General features: G+C 74.7%; 18 protein-coding genes and 2 pseudogenes. 10 read left to right on the top strand and 10 right to left on the bottom strand.

The genetic code is table 11. The features are described 5' to 3' along the window. Window positions 1-33 precede the first annotated feature (33 nt). On the top strand, window positions 34-2,094 hold the full coding sequence (locus IE207_RS14525; protein ID WP_190184562.1) for an AMP-binding protein: 2,061 nt from the start codon (window positions 34-36) through the stop codon (window positions 2,092-2,094). A gap of 2 nt (window positions 2,095-2,096) precedes the next feature. Here IE207_RS14525 and IE207_RS33140 read toward each other — a convergent pair whose 3' ends face one another. After that, entirely contained in the window at window positions 2,097-3,872 is a 1,776-nt protein-coding gene (locus IE207_RS33140; RefSeq protein WP_229873720.1) for a GNAT family N-acetyltransferase, read from the bottom strand. A gap of 121 nt (window positions 3,873-3,993) precedes the next feature. On the opposite strand from IE207_RS33140, the pseudogene IE207_RS14515 reads away from it, so the two are divergent. Next, window positions 3,994-4,197: pseudogene (locus tag IE207_RS14515) on the top strand (DUF350 domain-containing protein); the annotation flags it as partial. Window positions 4,198-4,214: 17 nt separating this feature from the next. Here IE207_RS14515 and IE207_RS14510 read toward each other — a convergent pair. The 4 genes from IE207_RS14510 to IE207_RS14495 form a co-directional block, all read right to left on the bottom strand. Continuing rightward, window positions 4,215-5,426: an acyltransferase family protein gene (locus IE207_RS14510; protein WP_190184561.1), complete on the bottom strand. Its 1,212-nt coding sequence runs from the start codon at window positions 5,424-5,426 to the stop codon at window positions 4,215-4,217. Next, window positions 5,423-6,469 (bottom strand): alpha/beta hydrolase, encoded by a 1,047-nt coding sequence (locus IE207_RS14505; protein WP_190184560.1) that lies wholly within the window; start codon window positions 6,467-6,469, stop codon window positions 5,423-5,425. The genes IE207_RS14510 and IE207_RS14505 overlap by 4 nt, the downstream gene beginning before the upstream one ends. 156 nt (window positions 6,470-6,625) lie before the next feature. Next, window positions 6,626-7,306: a response regulator gene (locus tag IE207_RS14500; RefSeq protein ID WP_190184559.1), complete on the bottom strand. Its 681-nt coding sequence runs from the start codon at window positions 7,304-7,306 to the stop codon at window positions 6,626-6,628. Next, window positions 7,303-8,631 (bottom strand): sensor histidine kinase, encoded by a 1,329-nt coding sequence (locus tag IE207_RS14495; RefSeq protein ID WP_190184558.1) that lies wholly within the window; start codon window positions 8,629-8,631, stop codon window positions 7,303-7,305. Before IE207_RS14495 ends, IE207_RS14500 begins: the two co-directional genes overlap by 4 nt. 81 nt (window positions 8,632-8,712) lie before the next feature. On the opposite strand from IE207_RS14495, the gene IE207_RS14490 reads away from it, so the two are divergent. Beyond that, on the top strand, window positions 8,713-9,660 hold the full coding sequence (locus IE207_RS14490; RefSeq protein ID WP_190184557.1) for an AEC family transporter: 948 nt from the start codon (window positions 8,713-8,715) through the stop codon (window positions 9,658-9,660). Between the two features lie 86 nt (window positions 9,661-9,746). Further along, complete coding sequence (locus tag IE207_RS14485; RefSeq protein ID WP_190184556.1) at window positions 9,747-10,196, top strand: hypothetical protein; 450 nt, start codon at window positions 9,747-9,749, stop codon at window positions 10,194-10,196. Here IE207_RS14485 and IE207_RS14480 read toward each other — a convergent pair. The 3 genes from IE207_RS14480 to IE207_RS14470 form a co-directional block, all read right to left on the bottom strand. Beyond that, window positions 10,114-11,247: a trypsin-like peptidase domain-containing protein gene (locus IE207_RS14480; protein ID WP_190184555.1), complete on the bottom strand. Its 1,134-nt coding sequence runs from the start codon at window positions 11,245-11,247 to the stop codon at window positions 10,114-10,116. The genes IE207_RS14485 and IE207_RS14480 overlap by 83 nt on opposite strands. A gap of 11 nt (window positions 11,248-11,258) precedes the next feature. Further along, on the bottom strand, window positions 11,259-12,791 hold the full coding sequence (locus tag IE207_RS14475) for an FAD-binding oxidoreductase (protein WP_190184554.1): 1,533 nt from the start codon (window positions 12,789-12,791) through the stop codon (window positions 11,259-11,261). A 459-nt stretch (window positions 12,792-13,250) separates the two neighbouring features. Then, a complete protein-coding gene (locus IE207_RS14470; RefSeq protein WP_190184736.1) occupies window positions 13,251-14,795 on the bottom strand; it encodes an IucA/IucC family protein in 1,545 nt (514 codons plus the stop codon). Between the two features lie 54 nt (window positions 14,796-14,849). Between IE207_RS14470 and IE207_RS14465 the strand changes: the two genes are divergently transcribed. Next, window positions 14,850-16,394 (top strand): IucA/IucC family protein, encoded by a 1,545-nt coding sequence (locus IE207_RS14465; RefSeq protein WP_190184553.1) that lies wholly within the window; start codon window positions 14,850-14,852, stop codon window positions 16,392-16,394. A 126-nt stretch (window positions 16,395-16,520) separates the two neighbouring features. Here IE207_RS14465 and IE207_RS14460 read toward each other — a convergent pair whose 3' ends face one another. Beyond that, complete coding sequence (locus IE207_RS14460) at window positions 16,521-16,994, bottom strand: SDR family oxidoreductase (protein ID WP_229873718.1); 474 nt, start codon at window positions 16,992-16,994, stop codon at window positions 16,521-16,523. Between the two features lie 31 nt (window positions 16,995-17,025). On the opposite strand from IE207_RS14460, the pseudogene IE207_RS14455 reads away from it, so the two are divergent. Both IE207_RS14455 and IE207_RS33765 read left to right on the top strand, forming a co-directional pair. Beyond that, window positions 17,026-17,199 (top strand): annotated as a pseudogene (locus IE207_RS14455) (AraC family transcriptional regulator); the annotation flags it as partial. 162 nt (window positions 17,200-17,361) lie between these two features. Continuing rightward, a complete protein-coding gene (locus tag IE207_RS33765) occupies window positions 17,362-18,195 on the top strand; it encodes a winged helix-turn-helix domain-containing protein (protein WP_268250185.1) in 834 nt (277 codons plus the stop codon). An 18-nt stretch (window positions 18,196-18,213) separates the two neighbouring features. On the opposite strand, the gene IE207_RS14445 is transcribed toward IE207_RS33765, so the two are convergent. Next, window positions 18,214-18,531 (bottom strand): MarR family transcriptional regulator, encoded by a 318-nt coding sequence (locus tag IE207_RS14445; RefSeq protein ID WP_373304710.1) that lies wholly within the window; start codon window positions 18,529-18,531, stop codon window positions 18,214-18,216. 182 nt (window positions 18,532-18,713) lie between these two features. Between IE207_RS14445 and IE207_RS14440 the strand changes: the two genes are divergently transcribed. The 3 genes from IE207_RS14440 (at window position 18,714) to IE207_RS14430 (ending at window position 22,825) form a co-directional block, all read left to right on the top strand. Then, window positions 18,714-19,667, top strand: a complete 954-nt coding sequence (locus IE207_RS14440; RefSeq protein WP_190184551.1) for a SigB/SigF/SigG family RNA polymerase sigma factor — start codon at window positions 18,714-18,716, stop codon at window positions 19,665-19,667. 291 nt (window positions 19,668-19,958) lie between these two features. After that, the gene (locus IE207_RS14435) at window positions 19,959-21,032 is read left to right on the top strand and encodes a quaternary amine ABC transporter ATP-binding protein (RefSeq protein ID WP_190184550.1); all 1,074 of its coding nucleotides are present in this window, start codon (window positions 19,959-19,961) and stop codon (window positions 21,030-21,032) included. Then, complete coding sequence (locus tag IE207_RS14430) at window positions 21,032-22,825, top strand: ABC transporter permease/substrate binding protein (protein ID WP_190184549.1); 1,794 nt, start codon at window positions 21,032-21,034, stop codon at window positions 22,823-22,825. Before IE207_RS14435 ends, IE207_RS14430 begins: the two co-directional genes overlap by 1 nt. Window positions 22,826-23,017: the final 192 nt, after the last annotated feature.

Raw genomic sequence — 23,017 nt, 5'->3', positions numbered from 1 at the left:
TACGCGGTCCCCGCCAGGTGGCATCATCGGTCCATGACGCAGGGATCAGAGATCACCCGCTCAGGACGGCAGGCCCCCGGCAGTGTCCTGCGGCGTTTCGAACAGTGGGCGCTCGACGCCCCCGAGGCCCGCGCGCTCGTCGCCGGGCCGGTCAGTCTCACCTACGAACAGCTCGACGCCCGCGCCAACCGGCTGGCCCACCACCTCCTCGCCGCGGGGCTGCCCGCCCAGGGTCTCGTGGCCGTGGGCACCGCCCGGCAGCCGGAACTCGTCGTCGCCCTCCTCGCCGTCCTCAAAGCCGGCGCGGCCTACGCGCTGATCGACGTCGCCGACCCGCACACCGGGCGGCGGCAGCTCGCCGCGATCCGGCCCGACGCCGTCCTCACGCACGCCGCGCACCACCCCCTGCTGGACGACGGCCGCGGCCTGCGGTTCATCCGCCTCGGCGCCGACGCGGCCGCGATCGCGGAGCAGCCCGACGACCGGCCCGCCACCGCGACGCGCGACCGGGACACCGCCGCGCTGTTGTTCACCGGGGCCGCCGAACCGCGCCCCGTGCACGTCAGCCACGCCCTGTTGCTCGCCGCCTGCGACAGCTGGGCCGAGGTCGCGGCTCCGGCCCCCGCCGACCGGCACCTGATCAGCGCCGGGCCCGATGTGACCGCCTTCGCAGCCGGCTGGCCCCGCGCCCTGTGCACGGGCGGTGCTCTGGTCCTCGCCGAGCGCACGCCCTGGTGGCCGGAAGGCGTCCGTGCGGCCGTCGAGGCCGAGGAGGTCACCGTCCTGCACACCGACCCGGCCGGAGCCCTGCGGCTGCTCCTCGGCGACGGCCCGCGGTCACCGGGCTCGGCCGCCCGGTCGCTGCGCATGGTCACCGTCTCCGGAGACCGCCTCTACCTCGACGACCACGCCGCCCTGCAAGGCCGCCTGCGGCCCGGCGCGCGCGTGCTCGCCCTCTACGGGACCACCGAGAGCGCCGGGATCGGCACCTGCTTCGAGCTGTCCCGGCTGCCCGCCCCGCCCGCCGACCCCGCCCGGCTCGCGCTCATCGGCATCCCCTTCCCCGGCTGTCGCGCCGACCTGCGCGACGGGCAGATCCTGCTCACTCCGCCCGACGGCGGGGACGCGATACCCACCGGCGACCTCGGTCTGCTCCGCCCCGACGGGCTGCTGGAGTTCCGCGGCCGGATCCGGGACCGGATCACCGGCCACGGCGCCCCCCTCGACCCCCACCACCTCGAATCCCTGATCCGGTCCCACGACGGCGTCGGGTCCGCGCTCGTCGCCGACGTCCGAGGCGCCGACGTCCGAGGCGCCGACGTCCGAGGCGCCGACGTCCGAGGCGCCGACGCCCGCGACGACGGCATCCGGAGCGCCGGCAAGCGCCCCCGGGGCGGGTCGCGCGGGCTCGTCGCCTACCTCGCCCCACCGCCACCCGGAACCCGGACCGGCGCCGGGCTGCCCGACACCGCCGGGCTGTGGGCGCACCTGGCCGAAGAGGTGCCCCCGGAGCACTTCCCGTACGCCGTGGTCCCGCTACGCGCCCTGCCCCGGGACCGGGCGGGCCGGGAGGACCGCACCGGCCTTCCCCTGCCGCCCCTGCCGGACGGCCCCGCGCGGACCGCCCGAGGCGCCGGCAAGTACGCGGGCGCAGGAGGAGGGGAGCAGCTCTCCCCCGCGTTCGCCTCCGGCTGCGCGGTGTTCCTGGTGGCCCTCGTCGCGCTCCTCCTCACCGGTGTGTTCTGGCCCGGCTCGACCGACCTCACCGGCGTGCCGGCCCGCTGGGCGGCCCTCTTCTTCGTCCTCTACGTCTTCGAGGTGCTGGCCTTCGCCGTGGGCGTCGTCTTCCTGTTCGGCGGGCGCTCCCGGATGCGGGGCCGGGGCCGCGCCCTGACCAGGGCGGCCCACCTGGCCGTCGTCTACCTGCTCGTCGCCTGGTGGCCCCAGGACAACCTCTACCGGCTCGCCGCCAAGCACGACTGGCCGCGCCAGGCCGCCCTCGTCTACGCCTTCAACATCCCCCTGATGATCGCGGGCGCCGTCGTGGCCCTCTACCTCACCCGGAAACCGGCCTCCGCCTTCGGAGACGACTGAGGTCACCGCCCGTCGGCGAACGGCCGCCCGACCGCCAGTGCCTCGGCCCGCACCAGTGCCTCGGCCGCGTCCAGCCCCTGCCTGCTGAGCGCGGCCACCAGTACCCCCAGCCAGGGCGCCGGCTCGAACGCCGCGGTGGGGACCGCCGGGACGAACACCGCCCCGAGTCGTGAGCAGGCCCGCGCCAGTTCCCCGCACAGCTCCTCCAGCTGCCCGTCCGGCAGCCGCGCCCCCAGCTCCACCCGGTCCACGATCCGTACGAAGTGCTCCGCGCCCCGCAGCGCGTCCAGCCGGGCCGCCACCATGAAGGCCGCGGCCGGCCCGGTCAGGCGCAGGTTGGTCTCGGTCGGCGCCAGGCCGCCCGCCCCGTCGGTGACGAAGTCCACGTCGAACCAGCCCCGGTAGCCCGCCGCCGCCAGCTCCCGGCCCACCGCCGCGCCGAAGGCCAGCAGCGGACGCTCCGACTCGGCGGGCACCACCCCGGGCCCGACCGTCGCACCCCGGTAGCCGCCGTCGGCCACGTCCATGACCGCCGCCCCGACCTCGTGGACGTCGCCCGCGCCGTCCACGAACCCGTCGTAGGTGAGGTCCCGCAGGCCGCCGCCGGGTTCCCCCGCCGCGGGACCGGCCACGTACTCCTCCACGAGCAGCGGCCCGCGCGGCAATCGCCGCAGCAGGGCCCGCGCCCCACCGGCCGAACGCAGCCGCTCGGGTGTGACGACCGTGACTCCCGAACCGCCCACACCGTGCTCCGACTTGAGCACCGAGCCCGCTCCGGCGGCGGCCCGCCGGGCCAGCAGCCGCGCCGCCGCCCCCCGGGTCGCGGGCCGCCACTGCTCGGGCAGCCTGATCGTGGGGTGCCCCCCGCCCGCCAGGATCCGGGCGAACAGGTCGTGCGAGGCCGACTTCGACTCGTAGCGCAGCTCCCGCGGCTGCCACGGCCGGCCCGCCAGCCGCCCGAAGGGTTCCGTCAGCCCCCACGGTACGAGGGGCAGTCCGGCCCCCGTCAGCCGCTCCGCCAGCGCCGGCCGGGCCCGTACCGCCCGTGACAGGCCCGGTCCCGACTCCGCCAGGGCGTCGAACACCTCCACCTCGCCCCAGCCCAACTGCCGCCCCACCAGCACCGGCCAGCCCGTCGGCACCCGCCGCGGCAGCACCAGGGCCGCCGGTTCGGGACTGTAGAACGCGGCCAGCGATGCGTAGTGGTGCGCGGCCGACTGCTCCCGGTCCAGGGAGGCGTCGGCGAACTGGGCGTTGAACTCGGCGACGTTGCCCACGTGCACGGCGCGGCCCCCGCCCGTCCACGCCCGCGCCCACCCGGCGAGGGGGACCGGAGCCACCTCGAACCGCACCAGCCCCTCCGGGGCGCCCGACGCGGCGACCGCGCCCATCGCCCGGTAGAACCCGGCCGCATGCGGATCGGCGTCGATCAGCAGCCTGCGAACACCCCGGGCGGCCGCCCGGCGCAGCACGTCCCGGTACAACAGCCGCCCCACGCCGCGGCCGATGACCGCCGGTTCCACGAACAGCAGTCCAAGTCGCGCCCGTTCCCCTTCCCCTTCCCCCTCCGGCTCCAGGGAGGCGAGCCCCACCACGGCGCCGCGCCCGTCCTCGGCGACTACGACCCGCCGGGCCGTCACCTCGTGTGGTCCCAATGCCAACTGCGGTGCACAGGCGGCCAGGAACCGCGCGTCGTACCCCCAGTGGGCCTTGGACCGCAGGACGAGAGCGGTCAGTGCTCGCGCCTCATCGGCCCGTGCGGCCCTGAGCTGTTCCACGTACCGGCCTCCCATGGTCCACCGCCCGGACGTGCGATAGATTCGCCCGGCCCGCGGCGGGGTGCAACCCCCTTCCGCCCACGCCTTCCTCCCCTTCGCGCAGACAGGCTTCCCCATGAGCGACATCCTCGACGGACTCGGCCGGACCAGCGCCTTCGGCGCCCTCGGCCTGGTGCTGATGGCGGTCGCCTTCCTGGTGCTGGACCTGGTGACCCCCGGCAAGCTCGGCGCGATCGTGGTCGACCCGGAGCCCCACCCGGCGGTCTGGGTCACGGCTTCCTGCAACGTGGCCGTGGCCGCGATCGTCGCCGCCTCCATCGCCTGACGGTTCGGTCGCCGCCCTTACGCCAGGCCCAGGGCGAACACCGCGAACCCCGCCGCCAGTACGCCCGCCAGGGCCCTGCGGACCGTCGTCGCCCGGGTCCACGGCTCCTCGAAGCGGCGTGCGTAGCAGGCGATTGCGGCCAGCAGCGCCGCGAACAGCGGCATCCAGGCCAGCCGGGCCGCGATCCACCCGAGTCTGTCGGGGGCGGTGGTCAGACCCGCGAGTTCCCCCACGAACGAGCCGGGGACCGCGGCGGCCAGCATCGCGCTCTGGTGCCAGCACAGGATCGTCATCGCGCACAGGTTGACCACCACCACCGGCGCCCACAGCGCAGGCCGCGTCAGCAGCTTCGCCAGCCGGTCGCGCAGCAGCATCGCCGCGCCCGACTGGGCCGCGGCCAGCGCCGGCACCAGCAGCGACGGAGGGTGCGAGTTGGTCCGCGCCGCGCCCGGCACGCCGACCATCGACGCCGGGTAGTGGAACACCGCCAGCAGCGTCGCGAACAGCGCGGCGCCACCCAGCAGCAGAGCCCACGCACCGCGCCGCCCGATCCGGCCCTCACCCCAGTCCACGCCCAGCTGGTACGCGAACAGCCAGCCCGGCAGGATGTTCAGCAGCGACAGCCAGCCCGGCACCGAGCCGGCGAGCGGCCCGTAGCGCAAGGCGTCCACCACGGCGACGGAGGCCACCAACGGTACCGCCGCCCACCCGCCGAACCGGTGCGACGCCCGCACGCAGTACGGGGTCAGCGCGGTCACCACCACGTACACCCCGACGAACCACAGCGGCTGGACCACCAGCGTCGCCCCGGTCCGCAGCGTGGCCTCCGGCACCCCCACTGCGTACAGCACCGGCGCCGCCAGGGCCCACACCGCCGTCACCCCGAGCACCGGCCGTCCCAGGCGGGCGATCCGGCCCCGCAGCCAGGCCCCGGTCGAGCCCGTGCGGCGGTGGAAGGACAGCACGGAGGCGTAGCCGCCGACCAGGAAGAAGATGCCGAGCATCTGCAGTACCCAGCTCGCCGGGGCCAGAGCGCCGAAGGCCGACAGCGGGCTCGCGTTGTGCAGGCCGCCCGCCGGGTCGAGGGTGAAGCCGCCGAGCAGCCAGTGCCCGGTCGGCACGGCCAGCAGCGCGAGGGCGCGCAGCCCGTCGACCGCGCGGTCCCGGTGGGCGGGGGTCTGCCGGTCGATCCGGGCAGCCGTGGCCCGCAGCGCGGTCAGGGCGCTCATCGCACGTCCCCCGTCGCGATCGCGGCGAAGGCCGCCAGGGACTGGGTGCCGGGCGCGAAGTAACCGGTGTGGCCCTCCGCGTCGGCGGCGGGCACCCGGCGGGCACCGAACGCGGCGGACGTGGGGTCGGCGCCGTGACCGAGGCCGGCCAGTTCGACGTTCGGGACGTCCGCGATCCAGTCGGAGGGGCCCCGGGCCGCCCAGACGCGGGCGCCGGTGCGCAGCGCGGCGGCGCTCGCGGCCCGCATGCCGGGCGAGCCGCACACCACGATGTCGGCGGCGTCCGTGTGCCGGGCCGCGAGCCCGCACACCACCGAGCCGTAGCTGTGGCAGAACAGCGCCGGGTGGGGGGCGCCGACCGCGTCCAGCCCGGCAGTGAACCGGGCGAGCCGTACGGCGCCGGCGTCCGCCAGCCGCCCTCCGGCCGCGTCCAGGCCGACCCCGACGGGGGTGGTGTACCCGGTCCACGCGACGACGGCGGTGCCGGAGCCGGCCGTCGCGGCGGCCAGCGCCCGGGCCATCCCGGCGGGGCCGGTGCCGGGCCCCCGGGCGGCGTCGTGGTGGGTGGCGTCGTTGTCGGAGCCGGGGACGATCACCGCCACATGGACCGCGTGTTCCAGGTCCCCGAACACCTCGGCCACCTGGCCCCGCCCGCGCGGGTCGAAGGCGAGGATCTGCCGGCCGGGGCGGGCCAGGGAGGCGTACCGGGCCTCACCCGTGGCGGTGAGCGCCAGCCTGTTGGCCTCGTACCGCAGGGTGAGCGGCGCCCCGTCCAGGTTGCCCACCACCAGCGGGTGACGGCGCAGGAGTTCCCGACGCGCGGTGTCGTCGAGCCCCGAGAAGAACCGGGCGACCTCGGGCGCCGACGCGGTCGCCGGGTCGGGCAGCGGGCGGCCCGGCAGCGGGTCGGCCAGCCAGGCGGCGGTGCCAGGCGGCGGACCGGTGACCGGGGTGACGCTGTCCGCGCCCGCCCAGCCGGCGGTCCCTGTGACCAGCGTCGCCGCCAGCGCGGCGGCGGCCAGCGTCCTTCCGAAGCGGCGCATCCGCTTTCCCCTCTCCTCGTGGTGAGGCAGAAGGTAGGAAGGAGGTACCGGCCGCTACGTCAGACCGTGGAGCCAAGTCGGACCCCCTACCCGGGTAGGACCCCGTACCTGGGTAGGGGGTGGCGGAGGAAGCCGGGGCCGGAGCGGGCCGGATGCTCAGGCGCTGTCTCCGGGCCGGACCAGCCCCGCCTCGTACGCGAAGATCACCGCCTGGGCCCGGTCCCGCAGGTCCAGCTTGCCCAGCACCCGCCCGATGTGCGTCTTGACCGTCTGCTCCGCCACCACCAGGTGTCCGGCGATCTCCTGGTTCGACAGTCCGCGCGCGATGAGTTCCAGTACCTCCGTCTCACGGGGCGTCAGCCCGTGCAGTCGCAGCGCCGGGTCCTTGCGGGGCGCCGGCCGCCGCTCCACGAAGTCCGCGATCAGCCGCCGCGTCACCGAGGGCGCCAGCAGCGCCTCGCCCGAGGCGACGATCCGGACCGCCGCGATCAGATCGGCCGGCGGCGCGTCCTTGAGGAGGAACCCGGACGCGCCCGCGCGCAGCGCCTCGTACACGTAGTCGTCGATGTCGAAGGTGGTCAGCATCAGCACCTTCGGCCGGTGGACGACGCCGGGCGGCGGGCCGAGGATCTCCCGCGCCGCCGCGAGACCGTCCATCTCGGGCATCCGTACGTCCATCAGCACCACGTCCGGGTGCACGGTACGCGCGACGCGGACGCCCTCCCGGCCGTCCGGTGCCTCACCCACCACGTCGATGTCGGCCTGCGCGCACAGCAGTGCGGCGAATCCGGCACGCACCATCGCCTGGTCGTCGACGATGATCACACGGATGGTCAACTGGGCTCCTCGGCCGGGGGGTTCACGGGCAGGCGGGCGGCGACGCGGAAACCGCCCTCCGACAGCGGGCCGGTGTCCAGCGTCCCGCCCGTCAACCGTACGCGCTCGCGCATCCCCACCAGACCGTGCCCCGTCCCCGAGGTCTCCACCGGCACCAGGGCGTTGCCGGCGGGGCCGTTGACGACCAGCACGAGCACCTCGTCCGGCTCGCCGGGGGAGCGGGTCACCGAGACCCTCGTCGGCGCCCCCGGAGCGTGCCGCACCACATTGGCCAGCGCCTCCTGGACGATCCGGTACGCCGACAGGTCCACCGCCGGCGGCACGCCCTGCGCCGCCCCCGCCCCGAGGGACAACTCCACGGGCTGCCCCGCCCGTACGGTCGCCTCCACCAGCTGCTGGAGCCGGTCGATCCCAGGCTGCGGCGCCCGTTCACCGCCCGGTCCGTCGCCACCGTCCCCGCGCAGCACCGTCAGCAGCCGCCGCATCTCGCCCAGCGACTCGCGGGCACTGGCCGCGATCGCCGCGAATTCCTCCCGGACCGGCTCGGCCATGCCCGGCAGCCGGTACGGCGCGGAATCGGCCTGCACCGTGATCACCGACATGTGGTGTGCCACCACGTCGTGCAACTCCCGTGCGATGCGCGCCCGTTCCTCCAGCAGCGTGCGCCTGGAGCGCTCCGCCTCGCTGATGTCCTCCTGCTCCGCGATCCGCTGCTGCGCGTCACCCAGCCCGCGCAGCGCCCCCGTCAGCGCGAGGAGCGTGCCCCCGAGGACGAAGAGGAGGGCGACGGTGTTCATCGCCCCGTCGGGCGCGAAGAAGCCCAGCACCACCCCAACGGCGCCGGTCACCAGCCACACCCCGACCAGGGTCCGGACGGACTCGCGCAGCCCCAGGCAGACCATCAGCAGCAGGTAGCCCATGATGGCCATCGGCGTCCACGGCCAGGCGTGCCCCGCCACCTTGTCGGCGTGGATCAGCAGCACCGCCCCGACGGTGTCCGCGAGCAACACCATGCCCCAGGCCGGCAGCGGCCGGGTGACGGCCAGCAGCAGCGGCACCGTCTGCGCCACGCCCAGCGCCCCGGCCCAGCCGCCGCCCGCCTTGTAGTCGTTGGTCAGCACCGCGATGGTCACCGGCAGCAGCGTCACGACGAAGACGCCGGTGACGACGGTCGGCATCCACCGCTGCCAGCGCTTCGGCGCCCGCGCGAAGAGGGGCTCTCCGGGCCGGGCCGGCGTCCGCAGCACCGCGGCGAACCGGGTGGCCTTGCGCGGCCCCCGGACGGGGGCGGGGGGAGGGGCCGTGGGCCCGGGTGCGTCGCTCATGATCGCACCAGCCTATGCGGCCGCACCGCGCCGTGGACGGCATGAGTAGGCTGCCCCCGGGCGATCAAGGGGGACCGTGTCATGGGCGGGGCAGCCGCACTCGAAAAGCTGGTGCCGGTACTGCTGGCCTTCGGCGGCGGGGTGCTGCTCGCGCGCCGCAAGACCGTTCCGCCCGAGGCGTCCAAGGCGTTCGCCGACTACGCCTTCCTCTTCGCGGTCCCCTGCTACCTGTTCGGCAACATCTACGCCAGCGACCTCGCCGCCCTGTTCGACTGGCGCGCCATCGGCGGGTACGCGGCGACCGCGGCCGTCGCGGTGCTCTGCGTGGTCCTCGGCGCGGTCGCCTACGGCATACGCGAGCCCCGCGCCATCGCGCTGCGCGTCATGGCCGGCGTGCAGGTGAACACCGCCTACTTCGCCGTTCCCGTCTTCATCACCGTGTTCGGGACGGCGGCGCCCATCTTCCCGGTGCTGCTGTTCCAGGTCTGCGTGCTGTCCCTCGTCGTCATCGCCATCATGGAGCTCGGCCGGGCGGGCGCCGGGGCCGGCGGCCCCGGGAGCCGCCTCGCCCGGGCGGTCCGCGCCTCCCTCGTCACTCCGCTCGTGCTGGCCTGCAACGCGGGCATCCTGTTCAACCTGCTGTCGGTGCACCTGCCGAAGGTGGTGCTCGACGGAGCCGCCTTCGTCGGCGACAGCGCCTCGCCCGTCGCGCTGTTCGCGCTCGGCCTGCACCTGGGGGGCACCGGGCTCGGCCTGCGGGACACCACGCGGGAGGAGATGGCGCTGATCGCCGTCAAGTGCCTCGGCTTCCCGCTGCTGGCCTGGCTGGTCTGCGGGGCCCTGTTCGGCGTCCGGGGCGACTGGCTCGCCTACCTGGTGCTGATCGCCGCGATGCCGACGCCGCAGAACCTGTTCATCTTCGCGCAGCGCTACGACGTGGGGGTAGGCCTCTCGGCCTCCGTCGTGATCAAGAGTTCCGTCGTGTCCATCCTGCTGCTGCCCCTGTGGCTGCAGACTGTCGTCCCGTGACCGACCCGGACCCGGCCCCGGGGCCCGAACCCGGAACCGGCAGGGGCCCGTTCGTTCCCCCCGGCGGGCCCGGTCGTTGACCCGGCATGGACCTGCTGCCGATGAACGCGGCGCCGGGTGTCGGTGAACGGGCCGACGCCGCGGCCGATGCCGCCTGCCACCTCTACGACGCCGTCGCGCCTTGGAGCGCGGGCGGCCCCGGCGGGTGGAGCCGGACCGCCGCGGAGGACGCGGCCGAGACCATCGAGACCACCGCGCACGCCCTGGCCCGCATCCACCCGTGCGCCGAGGTCATCCTCGCGCCGGTGCACACGGCCCTCGCGGAGCTGCGCCGTCAGCTCGCGCTGGCTCCGGCGGACCCGTTGGGCGTCGAGGAGGTCCCGGTGACCCCGCCCACCGTCGGCAACCCGCGCCGGACCCGCTGGGTACGGGTGCACGCGCAGCCGGGGCCACTCACCCGGCCCGGGTCGTCCGCGTCGCCCGCGTTGCCCGCTCCACCCGGGCCGAGGCGACTGCCGTCTCGTACAACGCCCTGATCTCCGCCCCGAAGTAGGAGCTGTACGAGGTGTCGTCGGTGTCGCCGCCGGTCTTCCAGCCGCCGATGACCCCGATGACGTCACCGGTCAGGCTCCGCGTGTCGAAGTGGGTCAGGAAGGGCCCGCCGCTGGTGCCGCCGGGGTAGCCCGTGCAGTCGATCCGCTGGAACGACCCCGGGATCTTCGGGTCGGAGCTGACGAACTTCGTCGTCCGGTTCACGCACAGGCGCGGCCGGGCCGCGGACGCCGGATAGCCGACGAGCGTGACCGAGGGCTGTGCGTAGGAGGCCCCGGTCACCAGCCGGTTCCCGCCGACGACGTCCTCCACCAGGGCGCCCGAGGCGTTGGGCCCGACCTGGGCGAAGGCCACGTCGAGCGTGGCCGCGCGGTCGGCGCCCTCACGCCGGTAGCGCGGGTCGATCCACACCTTCGCGCGCCCGGCGGAGTCACGCAGCACCGGGAACAACCCGTACGGCTGGGGCTTGTCGGCCCGGTAGTGCGGTACGAAGGCCACCTGGCGGGCGTCCGCGCCGAGCAGGCAGTGCGCCGCGCTGACCACCAGGTCGCGGCCGGGGGAGGAGACCACGCTCGCGGTGCAGAAGTACGCGCCGCCGCCCGTCATGACGAACATCCGCCCGACGACCGGCATGCCGTCGAAGTCGCGTCCCGCACCGGGGTGGGCGGCCGCGGCGGCGTAGGCGGGATCCGGGGCGCGGCCGGGCTTGACGGCGGCGACCGTCGAAGCCGCGCTCGGCGTCGGCGTGGGGGCGGGAACCGGCGCCGGCGCCGGGGCCGGGCCGGAGGAGGGGGACGGAGCCGGGACGGCGGGGCTCGCGGCGGGATCCACGGACGGCTCGGTAGCCGGGGACGCGTCCGGATCCGGGGGCGCGGGGACGGCCGACGCCATCCGCTCCGGCGTCCAGAAGGCCTGCGCCTCCACGGCCGACCAGCGCCCGAGGACGGGGGCGCTGCGCGCTTCGGTGACCGCCAGCGGCCCGCCCACCAGCGCCAGCGCGGCAGTGGCCGCCGCCATCGTCAACGTACGTCGCATGCAAGGGCTCCCTAGATCGCTTGGGGAAAGCGGAACAGCCTGGCGGGGTCGTAGGTACGCCGGACTTCTTCCAGCCGGGCGAGGTTCGGGCCGTAGTACGCCTCGCGCCAGCCGGTGAGCTTCGGGTCGACGTAGTTCTGGTACGCGCTGCCGCTCGCCCAGGGCCGCAGGTCCCGCCAGAGCCCGTCCAGCCACTCCTGGTGCCGGGCCACCTCGGCGGCCGGCGCGGAGTCCGGCCAGTAGGCGAGGTACTGGGCGAGGAAGGCGTGGCCGCGGTGGGCGAAGGCGGTGTCCGTGGGCGCCGGCCGGTTCATCGCGCCGCCGCACTCACCGAGGAACTGCACCACCCCGCGGCCGCCGGCGGGCACCGCTCCCCGGTAACGGCGTACGGCGGCCAGAACCGCCCGGACCGCCGCCTCCGGGAGCCCGGGCTCCGTCCAGAAGTCGGAGCGGGCGGCGTAGGAGTGCCGGCCGACCCGCCCCCGCGGGTCCCGGCCGGGCAGCGTTCCCGGCAGGTGGCACTGCGCCTCGTTGACGTCGGCGCACCCCGACATGGCCCGTACGGTCTCGCCGTACCCGCGCACGGTGACCGAGCCGTCCTGCGGTTCGCGGCCGACCAGGTCGGAGAGCCGGGTCAGCTCCCGCTCCAGCTCGTGGCGTCCGTCGAAGCACAGCACCCTGACGGCCGGGGCGTCGTCGCCGCCCGCTTCGATGATGAACTCCAGGTGGCTCCAGAACGGGTCCGGGAGGCCTCCCAGCCAGCGCTGCCAGCCGTCGAGCACCGCTGCGGAGTCCGCGCCGGGCCAGCGCAGCTCCGCGGAGGCGACGTCACCGACGGGGTGGGTGCGGAAGCGGAACTCGGTCACGACGCCGAAGTTCCCGCCCCCGCAGCCGCGCAACGCCCAGAACAGGTCGGGATCCCGGTCGGCGTCGGCGTCGCGGACCACCCCGTCCGGGGTGACCACCCGTACGCCGGTCAGGGCGTCGGAGGTGGTCCCGTGGGCCCGCGAGGCGAGGCCCATGCCCCCGCCGAGCGCCAGCCCGGCGATCCCGACGGAAGGGCACAGGCCGGTCGGGATGCCGAGGCCGCGGGCGGCGAGGGCTCCGTTGAGGTCACCGAGCCGGGCCCCGGCGCCGATCCGTACGCCGTCCCCCTCGACGGCCAGTGCGGCCATGGCCCCCACGTCGACCACGAGCCCGCCGGCGGTGGTGGACCAGCCCGCGTAGCCGTGCCCGCCGCCGCGAGGCACCACGGGTACGGCGCAGCGCCGGGCGAATTCCAGGCAGACGGCCACGTCACCGGCGTGGGCCGGGTAGGCGACGGCGCCGGGGGCGACGGCGTCGTAGCGGGGCTGGAACAGCTGCCGCGCCTGCGGATACATCCGGTCGCCGGGGACGATCACCGGGCCGTCCATCGCCCGGGCCAGCGCCCCGAAGTCGGGGCCGCCCGAAGGCCCGCGGGTGGAAGCCCGGGCACCCGCCCCCACGGTGGAGAGTACGGCGGCGGCCGTGCTTATCAGGACCAGACGGCGGTGGAGGCTCATCCCTCCTTCCTGCCATCGGCCGGGGCGTTCGGGACGAAGGCGGGCCAGCAAAGGGCGGGTTGCCCCCCGAACGGCCCAAACCGCTGTTACTCACCGGCCTCGGGCGGAGTCCGCCCCACGCGCCGGGCCTGCGCGCCGGCAGGAACCCCAGGGCTCCCGCACAGCCGCGCCACCTCCTCGGGGCGGGCTCCGGCCAGCGTGTACGGGGCACCGCTGCCGCACCTCGTGGCGGGCCGATCGAGCCCGAAGGGGCGCCCGCGCGCGTGTTCCCGCCGCCCCCGCTCGTCCCCGGCCTTGTACGCGGCCGGCGCCTACCCGCCGTGCCCGCTCGTCCCCGGCCATGAACGGGACCAGTGCCTACCGGCCGGGCGCGGACCGCCCACACCGGCCCCGGCTCCCACGGCCCGGGCCGCAGCTGTCCGGCTGGGGCAGCCGGCACGGCGCGGTCGACACCGGGCCCTAACCCCTGTCCCGTGGACCGGCGGCCGGGTGGGGCAGCTCCGCCCACTGGTCACCGGGCACGCCGGGGCTCAGCCGCATCAGGGTCAGGGCCTTCACCGGGATCGGCTCCCGCGCCAGGGCCTCGCTGTCGGCGGTGGGGACCGGCGACACCGGCTGCGCCAGCGCTTCGCCGAGCGCCCGCGCGGAGCCCAGCGTGGCCGCGAGCGCCCCGGCCACCGCCGAGCCGAACACCTTGCGCCGCAGCGCCGTCACGTCGTCCGTGATCTGCCGGCCCGACACGGCGGGCACGGGCAGGCCGTGCGCGGCCAGCCGGGCCGGGCTGATCCGGATGTCGCCGAGGTCGCGGTAGACGAGCCGCACCGGGTTGCCGTCGGGGGAGAGGACGACCAGCAGGTTCTGCCCGTGCGCCTCCAGCGCGACCCCGAGGTCCAGTACCTCCAGGCACACCGACAGGACGAGCCGGGCGAACTCCCCGCGCCAGGCCGCCGACCGCACCGCCGCGGTGCCCGCCAGCGCCGCGACCGGCAGCACCCGCTCGCCCGGGCCCGCGCACGTATCCGGCGGCTCGCGGAGCACCGCCGCCAGGTCGGGGCTGTGAGCGGTGACCGCGCCCAGCGTGCGGGTCACGTGCAGCCGTCCGTCGAGCCGCTCGCACAGCACCTGCGCGAAGTCTGAGAGGACCGCCGCGGTTTCGACCGACCGGCCGGAGATGTCCCGCACGGAGGACGTCAGCCGGGTGCTGAGGGCCGTCTTCACATGCGGCCCGCCTTCCGCCGGGGCGAGGGTCCGCAGCGCCATCAGGGGATGCGCCGTGAAGCCGGGGCCGGAGGGGCCCCTGCCGGCCCCGGCTTTCAGGACGTGCTCCGCCTGCCAGGGGTGCACCGGGATCAGGAGGCGGTCCCCGTCCCTGAGCCGGTCCGGCCAGGCCCCCGTCAGCAGGCACTCCCCGGCCGGGACGGCGACCGTCCCGAGTTCGACCAGCGGGCGGTGCTCCGGGGCGTACGCTAGCTGCTCGGCGACCGAGAACCCGGGGCGGGAGCGGCAGTTGGGGTGGTACGGGTGCCCGTCCACCACACGCTGCTCCCACTGCCAGCCGGCCTTCGGGGCGTCGTCGAGGTCCTCGCGCGGCTGCCCCGCCCGGGACAGCGCGAGCGAGGCCGTGCTGTCGTCGAGCTCGGCGGCGAACGCGGCGCCGTGCGGCACGTCCAGCGCCGCCATGAGCCGCGCGGCCTGACGGTGGGCGCGCCCGTCCAGGCGCAGCTCCGTCACCCGGTCACCGGTGGCGTACGGGTCGGGCAGCGGACCTTCCAGCCGCCGGCCCCCGGTCGTGAACACCACCAGGGAATCCGGCCCGCTCTCCCGGCGCTCCACCCAGGGCAGGGGTTCGAAGGCCAGCGCCCGCCACAGCCGGGTCAGTACCGCAGCCCGCGCACCGCCCAGGGCCGCTTCGTAGGAGGCGGCGAGCGCGGGGCGGACCCCGGCCAGCTCGGCGGCGACCGTTTCCTCGGCCGGAGGGCGGGGGGCGTGCGTGCTGCGGTCCAGGGTTCCGTTCCTCTCTCATAATTGCCTTACCCGATGATCGGTGATGATCACCGAATGGATCGAATGGAACCAGTGGACTTCAACGCCGCCGCCGACGCGTACGCCGCCACACCGCTGCTGAACTGCCTGCTGCGGGAGACGGCCGATCCCACCGGGGAGGAGGGAGTCCACCGGCTGCGCGGCAGCGGCAGGCTGCTGCGGGTCCGCGGTGCCCGCCGCTCCCAGGTCGCCGAACTTGGCACGGCCCACGGCTGGCGCCGGCTCGGTCACGCGGAGCTGGTGAAGCTGAGCTCCGACGAGCTGCGCCACTACACGGGTGTCCCCAATGACGAACTGCCGGCCGAGATCAACGACAGCCGGGACACCATCGCGGCGCTGCTGGCGGCCCGCGCGGCGGCCGAGGCCCCGGAGGACCCCTACGTCCGCTCGGAGCAGGCCCTCGTCATGGGGCATCCGCACCACCCGGCCCCCAAGGCGCGGGGCGGCGCCCCCGCCGCGAGCTGGCTGCCGTACGCCCCCGAGGCCCATGCCCGCTTCCCGCTCCTCTTCCTCGGGGTGCGGGAGGACCAGACCCTCGAGGAGGGCGGCGCGGCCGCCGCCGACGCGATCGAGGCGCTCGCGGGGATCCTCGACGGCCCCCGGGCGCCCGCCGGGTACCGGCTGCTGCCCGCGCATCCGTGGCAGCTGGCCCTGGTTGCCGACCGTCCGGCGCTGCGCGAGGCCTTCGCCGACGGGAGGATGCTGCGGCTCGGCCCGGGCAGGCGCAGCGTCTGGCCCACCGCCTCCGTCCGCACCCTTTACGTGCCGGACCCGGACCGGGACGTGTTCGTCAAGTTCAGCCTCGACGTCCGGATCACCAACGACGTGCGCCGGCTGTGGCGGCACGACCTGCTGCGGCTGCGGCGCACGGACGCCGCGGTCCGGGCGGGCTTCGCCGAGCTGCGCCGGGCGGGTTCGGACGCGGTCTGGCTCGCCGACCGGGGTTACCGGACGGCCGGCTTCGCCTTCGAGGAACTCGCCGTCCTGGTCCGTGACGGCCTGCACGGGCGGGTCGCGCCCGGGGCCGGACCGCTGCTGGCGGCCGCGCTCGCCGAAGGCTTCGAGGGCAGCCCGCTCGCGGCCGCCCCCGACCCGGTCGGGTGGTGGCGGGGGTACCTGCGCCAGGTCGTGCCTCCGGTGCTGGGGCTGTTCGCGCGGCGCGGGATCGTACTGGAGGCCCACCTGCAGAACTGCCTGGTCGCGGTCGACGGCCGGGGCATGCCGGTGCAGGCGCTCTTCCGCGACGCGGAGGGCGTCAAGCTGCCGGGGGACCTTCCGCGGGAGGCCGCCTGGCAGCGGCTCGTGTACTGCCTGGTCGTCAACCACCTGGCGGAGATCGCGGAGGCGCTGGCGGAGCGGCACCCGCAGGCCGCCGGGCAGCTGTGGCCCGCGGTCCGCGAGGAACTGCTGCGCTTCGACGCCGCCCACGGCCTGCCCGAGATCGCCGCCCTGCTGGCCGCCCCCGCGCTGCCCGCGAAGACGAACCTGCTGCTGCGGTGGACCCGGGCGGACGGAGCGGAGGCGCGCTACGCGCCCCTGCCGAACCCGTTGCGCGGCTAGTGCTGTGACCGGAAAGGTCCACCGGGTCGCGACGCCCGGCACGGCACCTCGCCGCGTTGTCGGACCGCGCGGGTACGTCCGTGACCGGTCGGTCCTCCCGGGCCCGCGACGTCTGTGGCGCGTGTGTCACACCAGTGCCGCGCCGCCGTCTATCGCGAGCGTGGTGCCGGTGACGTAGGCGTTGGCCAGGACGAAGAGGTGGGCCGCCGCGGCTTCCTCGGCTGTGCCGACACGCCGCGTGAGCAGCTCGGACCCGGCGCCCCGGAGGAAAGCCTCCGGGTCCGGGACACTGCCGTCCCACAGCTCGGTGCGGATCACACCGGGCCGGATCACGTTGACGCGCAGGGGGGCGAGTTCGACGGCGAGTGCCCGGGACAGGGATTCGATGCCGCCGGTGATACCTGCCGTGAGCGCGGTTCCGGACAAGGGGCGGATCGCGAGGACACCGGAGCTGAAAGTGATCGAGCCGCCGTCGCGCAGTCGCGGTGCAGCGACGTCCGCCCCGGCCGCAGCGGCCTGTCGGGCTACCGCGAAGCCGATGCCGGAGGTTCCACCGATGGTTCCACGTGGTCGTGGAAGGGCACTGCCACCTGCTGCCACCGCACGGCCAACCGCTCGCGCTCGGGCCCGGCGACATCGGGATTGGGCGGCCGCGCTGACCGACCCGGCGGTCGCCCCGGCCCTGAAGGCGATCCACGACGATCCCGGCCATCCCTGGACCGTGGAGTCGCTGGGCACCCGCGCCGGGTTGTCCCGCGCGGCGTTCGCCCGCCGCTTCGCCTCGGTGGTCGGCGAGCCGCCGCTGATCGCCGCCGGGGGCCTACCAAGCAGGCGCACCGGAGCATGAGGGGGTAGGGATTTCGGCCAAGGTGGTTCCGGTTGCCCGACGGACCCGCGCCAAAGGTATAGACCACTGCTACGTTGGTGGGGCAGACCGCAGCCCTTGGCCCCCGTCAGAGGAGACGTCATGCCCGGCCCGGCCGCCATGCCCAAGTACCAGCGGATCGCCGCCGCGCTGCGGCAAGAACTCGCCCGAGGGGCGCACGGCCCGGGCGGGAAACTGCCCTCGGAGCGCAGCCTCGCCGCCCGCTACGGGGTGAACCGGCAGACCGTCCGGGCCGCCCTCCAGCAGCTGCGCGAGGACGGTCTGGTCGTCACCGGGCGGCGCGGCACCCGCCCCGCACCGGCCGCCACCGACCCGGCCTCCCGGATCCCGGCACCGGCCGCCACCGACCCGGCCTCCCGGATCCCGGCACCGGCCGCCACCGGCCCCGCCCCTCAGGCACCCGCACCGGCGGACGCCCATCCCGGCCCTCAGGCACCCGCACCGGCGGCCGCCGTCACCCTGGGCCGGCTCACGCTCGTCACCGTGTCGCCGTCCTTCGCCGCGCTGCTCGGGATGCGCGGCGGGGAGCGCACGCTCGTCCACCACCACCGCGAACTGGGCCCGGCGGGGGAAACGCGCCGGCAGGCGGTGACGTACCTCTGCCCGCGCGTCGTGGAGCGGACTCCCGAGCTGGCGGACCTGCGCGAGCGGGTGGCCGTGCGGGACCTGGACCTCGCGCCTCTGGAGCGCTGGCTGGAGCGCGCCGCGACCCAGGGCCGGACGGTGGAGACCCTCACCATGACCCGCACCACCCATCCGCCGGTGGCCATGGCACCCGCCTGCGGCCTGACGGTGCGCCGCGCGCTCCACGACGCCTCCGGACGCCTCCTGGCCTTCACCGACCTGGCGTTCCCGGCCTGGGACCGGCTGACCTTCCACCGGGACCGCACGGCGGACGCGTTCCGGGTGATGTGAGCGGCGGACGGGGCGGGTCTAGCCGCCGATGCCGACGCCGGCTTCGGACGCCGAGCCGGCTTCCGCCTGGCGCGAGCGCGGGGCACCGGCGAGGAGAGCGAGCAGCCCGGCGACTTGGACGCCCGCCTCGGCGGGGTGGCGGAACAGCGCGTTGTCGGAGATCTCGTACCGGTTGCGGCGTCCGTCCCGCACCCGCCGCAGGTAGCCGTCCGTCTCGAGGTCGGTGACGATCGCCTGCACGGTGCGCTCCGTGAGGGCGCACGTGGTCGCCACATCCCTCAGACGTACGCCGGGATCGCGCGCGATGGTCACGAGGACGCGAGCATGGTTCGTCAAAAATGTCCAATTATGTCGCTGAGACGGACTGCCCATAGGGTCATCATGCGACATCTGATTCCGGTGGCGCAATACGCGAAAAGCGTTTCCGGTAATTCTTGACGTAAGAGCGGAAGCAGTACAACATCTACCGCAGTCAAGGTCCCGCGCCGCAAGCCGACCAGCCCAAGGAGCGAACCCCCATGCCGGTCCCCGTCCCCTCCTCCCGCACCGCCGACACCGCTCGTCCGGCCGACACGGGAGTCCCCGCCCCCCGCCCCCGTCCCCACACCGCGGGTCTCCCGCTGATCGAGGACCCGCGGGAGGTGGCCCCCTCGGACGCGCGGGAACTCTCGAAGGTCTTCTTCAAGCGCCTTCGGGAGCTGTCCGAGGGCACCCCGGAGTACCAGTACGTCCGCAACACGCTCATCGAGATGAACGCCTCACTCGTCCAGTACGCCGTCCGCCGCTTCCGCGGCCGCGGCGAGGGCGGTGACATGGAAGACATCGTCCAGGTCGGGACGATCGGCCTGATCAAGGCCATCGACCGCTTCGACCCGAGTCTGGAGAACGAGTTCTCCACGCTCGCCATGCCGTACATCACCGGTGAGATCAAGCGGCACTTCCGTGACACCACCTGGGCCGTCCACGTCCCGCGCCGGCTCCAGGAGCTGCGCATCGACATCGCCAAGGCCAAGGAAGAGCTGACCGTACGGCTCGACCGCTCGCCCACCGTCGCCGACCTCGCCGCGCACCTGCGCCTGACCGAGGAAGACGTCGTGGAGGGGCTCGTCGCCGCCAACGGCCACACCAGCGGCTCCCTGGACGCCCCGCAGTCGGAGCACGGCGACCAGACCGAAGGCCAGAGCCTCGCCGACGTCATGGGCGAGGAGGAGCCGGCCATGGAGCTGGTCGAGGACATCCAGACCCTCGCCCCGCTGCTCGAAAAGCTCACCGACCGCGAGCGCCGGATGCTCCAGCTCCGCTTCGGCGAGGAGCTCACCCAGGCCCAGATCGGTGCGGCTCTGGGCATCTCCCAGATGCAGGTCTCGCGGCTGCTGACCCGGCTCCTCACCCACCTGCGGGAGTCCATGCTGGCCGATCCGGAGCCGTCCGAAACCCCTGCCGGGCGCACCGCGCCCGCCCTCCGGGTCTGACGGACTCGCGCCCGCGAAGGGCGCGGCGAACAGCCGGCACCACCCCCGACGCACGTCGCCACCCCCGGCGGCGTGCGTCGTCGTATGCCCGCTCACTTCCTTACCTTCACCGTGAGGTAGATCACCTTTGCGTTTGCACTGAATTAAGCCGGGAACGAGGGAGTCCGGAACGGAACCTTCCACCGGCCTGTCACACCGTCGGCGGAGGGGCGGGCGGATCCCGCACCGCTCCACGGTGCGCGTCGCCCCACCGGCGCGCGAGCCGTATCCCCCACGACCCGCGAGGTGTATGTGTCCACGCTCCAGGCCGAGCACGTGTACAAGGTGTTCGGCAGACGGCCCGGCGACGGCGAAGGTGACGCGGCGGTGATCCGCACGCTCGAAAACGGCGCCGACCGCGAGGAACTGCGCGCCGACGGCATCACGGCCGCCGTGATCGACGCCTCCTTCCGCGTCGAGCCCGGCGAGATCTTCGTCGTCATGGGTCTGTCCGGGTCCGGCAAGTCCACGCTCCTGCGCATGCTCAACGGACTCCTGGAGCCGACGGCCGGACGCATCCTCTTCGACGGCGAGGACCTCACCGCCCTCGCCCCGGCGGAGCTGCGCCGGGTCCGTTCCACGAAGATCAGCATGGTGTTCCAGCACTTCGCTCTGTTCCCGCACCGGAACGTTCTGGAGAACGCCGGTTACGGCCTGGAGGTCCAGGGCGTCCCCCGGGCCGAGCGCGAACGGCGCGCCGCCGAGGCGCTGGCGCTGTGCGGGCTCGGCGGCTGGGAGAAGTCCTGGCCCGACGAGCTGTCCGGCGGCATGCAGCAGCGTGTCGGCCTCGCCCGCGCCCTCGCCACGGACGCCGACCTGCTCCTGATGGACGAGTCGTTCAGCGCCCTTGACCCGCTGATCCGCCGCGACATGCAGGACCAGCTGCTCGAACTCCAGCGCACGCTGAAGAAGACGATCGTCTTCATCACCCACGACCTCAACGAGGCCATGCGGCTCGGCGACTCGATCGCCGTCATGCGCGACGGCCGGATCGTCCAGCAGGGCACCGCCGAGGACATCCTGACCCGGCCCGCGGACGACTACGTGGCCTCGTTCATCCAAGACGTCGACCGCTCCCGGGTCCTGACGGCCGACGCCGTCATGGACGAACCCGAGCCGGGCGCCGACGCCTGCGACTGCCCCACCGTCAGCGAGGCCACCCCGCTCGCGGACCTGTGCGCGGTCAGCGCCCGCGTCCCGCACCCCGTCGCCGTCACCGGCGCGGACGGCTCCGTCGTGGGATCGGTGGGCCAGGACCGCCTCATCGCCTTCATCGGTGACGAACAGCGGCCCCCGGTGCACTGCGCGACGGAGGTGGCCGCCTGATGCCCCGCATCCATCTCGGCGCCTGGGTCGACAGCGGTGTCGACTTCCTCCAGCGCCACCTGTCCTGGCTCTTCGACGCGATCAGCTCGCTGGTCAACGGGCTCTACGACGGCATCGACGCCGTCCTGTCCGCCCCGGCCCCCCTGCTGTTCGCCGGCATCCTCGCCGTCGGCGCCTGGTGGCTGCGCGGGCTCCTCGCCGGTCTGCTCGCCTTCGCCGGGTTCGCGCTCGTCGACTCCGTCGGCCTGTGGGACGACGCGATGTCCACGCTCTCGCTGGTCCTGGTCGCCACCCTGGTCACCCTCGTGATCGCGGTGCCGCTAGGGATCTGGGCGTCCCGCTCGGACCGGGTGAGCGCCGTGCTGCGGCCCGCCCTGGACTTCATGCAGACCATGCCCGCCATGGTCTACCTCATCCCCGGCATCATCTTCTTCGGGGTCGGCGTGGTCCCCGGCATCATCGCGACCATCATCTTCTCGCTGCCCCCGGGCGTACGGATGACCGAGCTCGGCATCCGCCAGGTCGACGGCGAGCTGGTCGAGGCCGCCAACGCCTTCGGCACCACCCCGCGCAACACCCTCGTCCGGGTGCAGCTGCCGCTGGCCCTGCCCACGATCATGGCCGGCATCAACCAGGTCATCATGCTCGGGCTGTCCATGGTCGTCATCGCCGGCATGGTCGGCGGCGGCGGGCTCGGCGGCGCCGTCTACCGCGCCATCGGCAGCGTCGACATCGGCCTCGGCTTCGAGGCGGGCATCTCCATCGTCATCCTCGCCATGTACCTGGACCGGATGACCGGCGCCCTGGGACGGCAGGTCTCCCCGCTCGGCCGGCGCGCCCTCGCCAAGGCCCGCGCCGCCACGCAGGGCGCGGCCAGGGTGTGGCAGCACCGGCCGCAGCCCGTCCACGCGCTGAGCGGCGTCGTGGTCCTGGCCCTCGTCGCGGGCGGCATCGGCATGTTCGGCGGCGGGACGACCGCCACGACCGCCTCCGGCGTCCCCGACACCGGCAAGGGCCGCACCGTCAGCATCGGCTACATCCCCTGGGACGAGGGCATCGCCTCCACCTACCTGTGGAAGGAGCTCCTGGAGCGGCGCGGCTACAAGGTCGACGCCCGCCAACTGGAGCTGGGCGCCCTCTTCACCGGCCTCGCGGGCGGCCAGATCGACGTACAGACCGACGCGTGGCTGCCCGTCACCCAGTCCGAGTACTGGAAGAAGTACGGGAACAAGCTCGAAGACCTCGGTTCCTGGTACGGCCCGACGTCCCTCGAACTGAGCGTCCCCTCGTACATGAAGGACGTCACCTCCCTCGCCGACCTCAAGGGCAAGGGAAGCCGGTTCAAGGGCCGGATCATCGGCATCGAGCCCAGCGCTGGCGAGATGAAGATGCTCAAGGACAAGGTCCTTCCGCAGTACGGCCTCGACGGCGAGTACCAGGTCGTCGACGGCTCCACCCCGGGCATGCTCGCCGAACTCAAGCGGGCCTACGCCAAGAAGGAGCCGGTCGCGGTCGTGCTCTGGTCGCCGCACTGGGCCTACGCCTCGTACGACATGAAGAAGCTCCAGGACCCGCAGGGCGCCTGGGGCAAGGGCGACGGCATCCACACGGTCACCCGCAAGGGCTTCGCCGCCGACGAGCCGGAAGTCGCCGCCTGGATGCGCTCGTTCAAGCTGACCGAACAGCAGCTGACCGGGCTGGAGGCCAAGATCCAGGAGACCGGCAAGGGCAAGGAACAGCAGGCCGTCCGGGCCTGGCTGGACGCCCACCCGGAGGTCGCCAAGCTCGGCTGACGGGTTCGGCCCGGTCGACGGGCGGCTGCACGGGCGCCGGTGCGCGAGGACCCCACGGTCCTTCGCGCACCGGCGCTCCGGTCACGGCGGCCGGCCCTTGGGCGGCCACGCCCGCCCGCGACCGCCGTTCGGCGCCGCGCGGCCGCAGCGGCCACCAGGGGGAGCGCCCCGGCAGCGCGGCGAGCGCCGGCA

The organism is Streptomyces cirratus, from assembly GCF_014650775.1.
Lineage (GTDB): Bacteria > Actinomycetota > Actinomycetes > Streptomycetales > Streptomycetaceae > Streptomyces > Streptomyces cirratus.
Note: the sequence above shows the minus strand (reverse complement) of the source record. Positions and strands in the feature narration are given on the sequence as shown.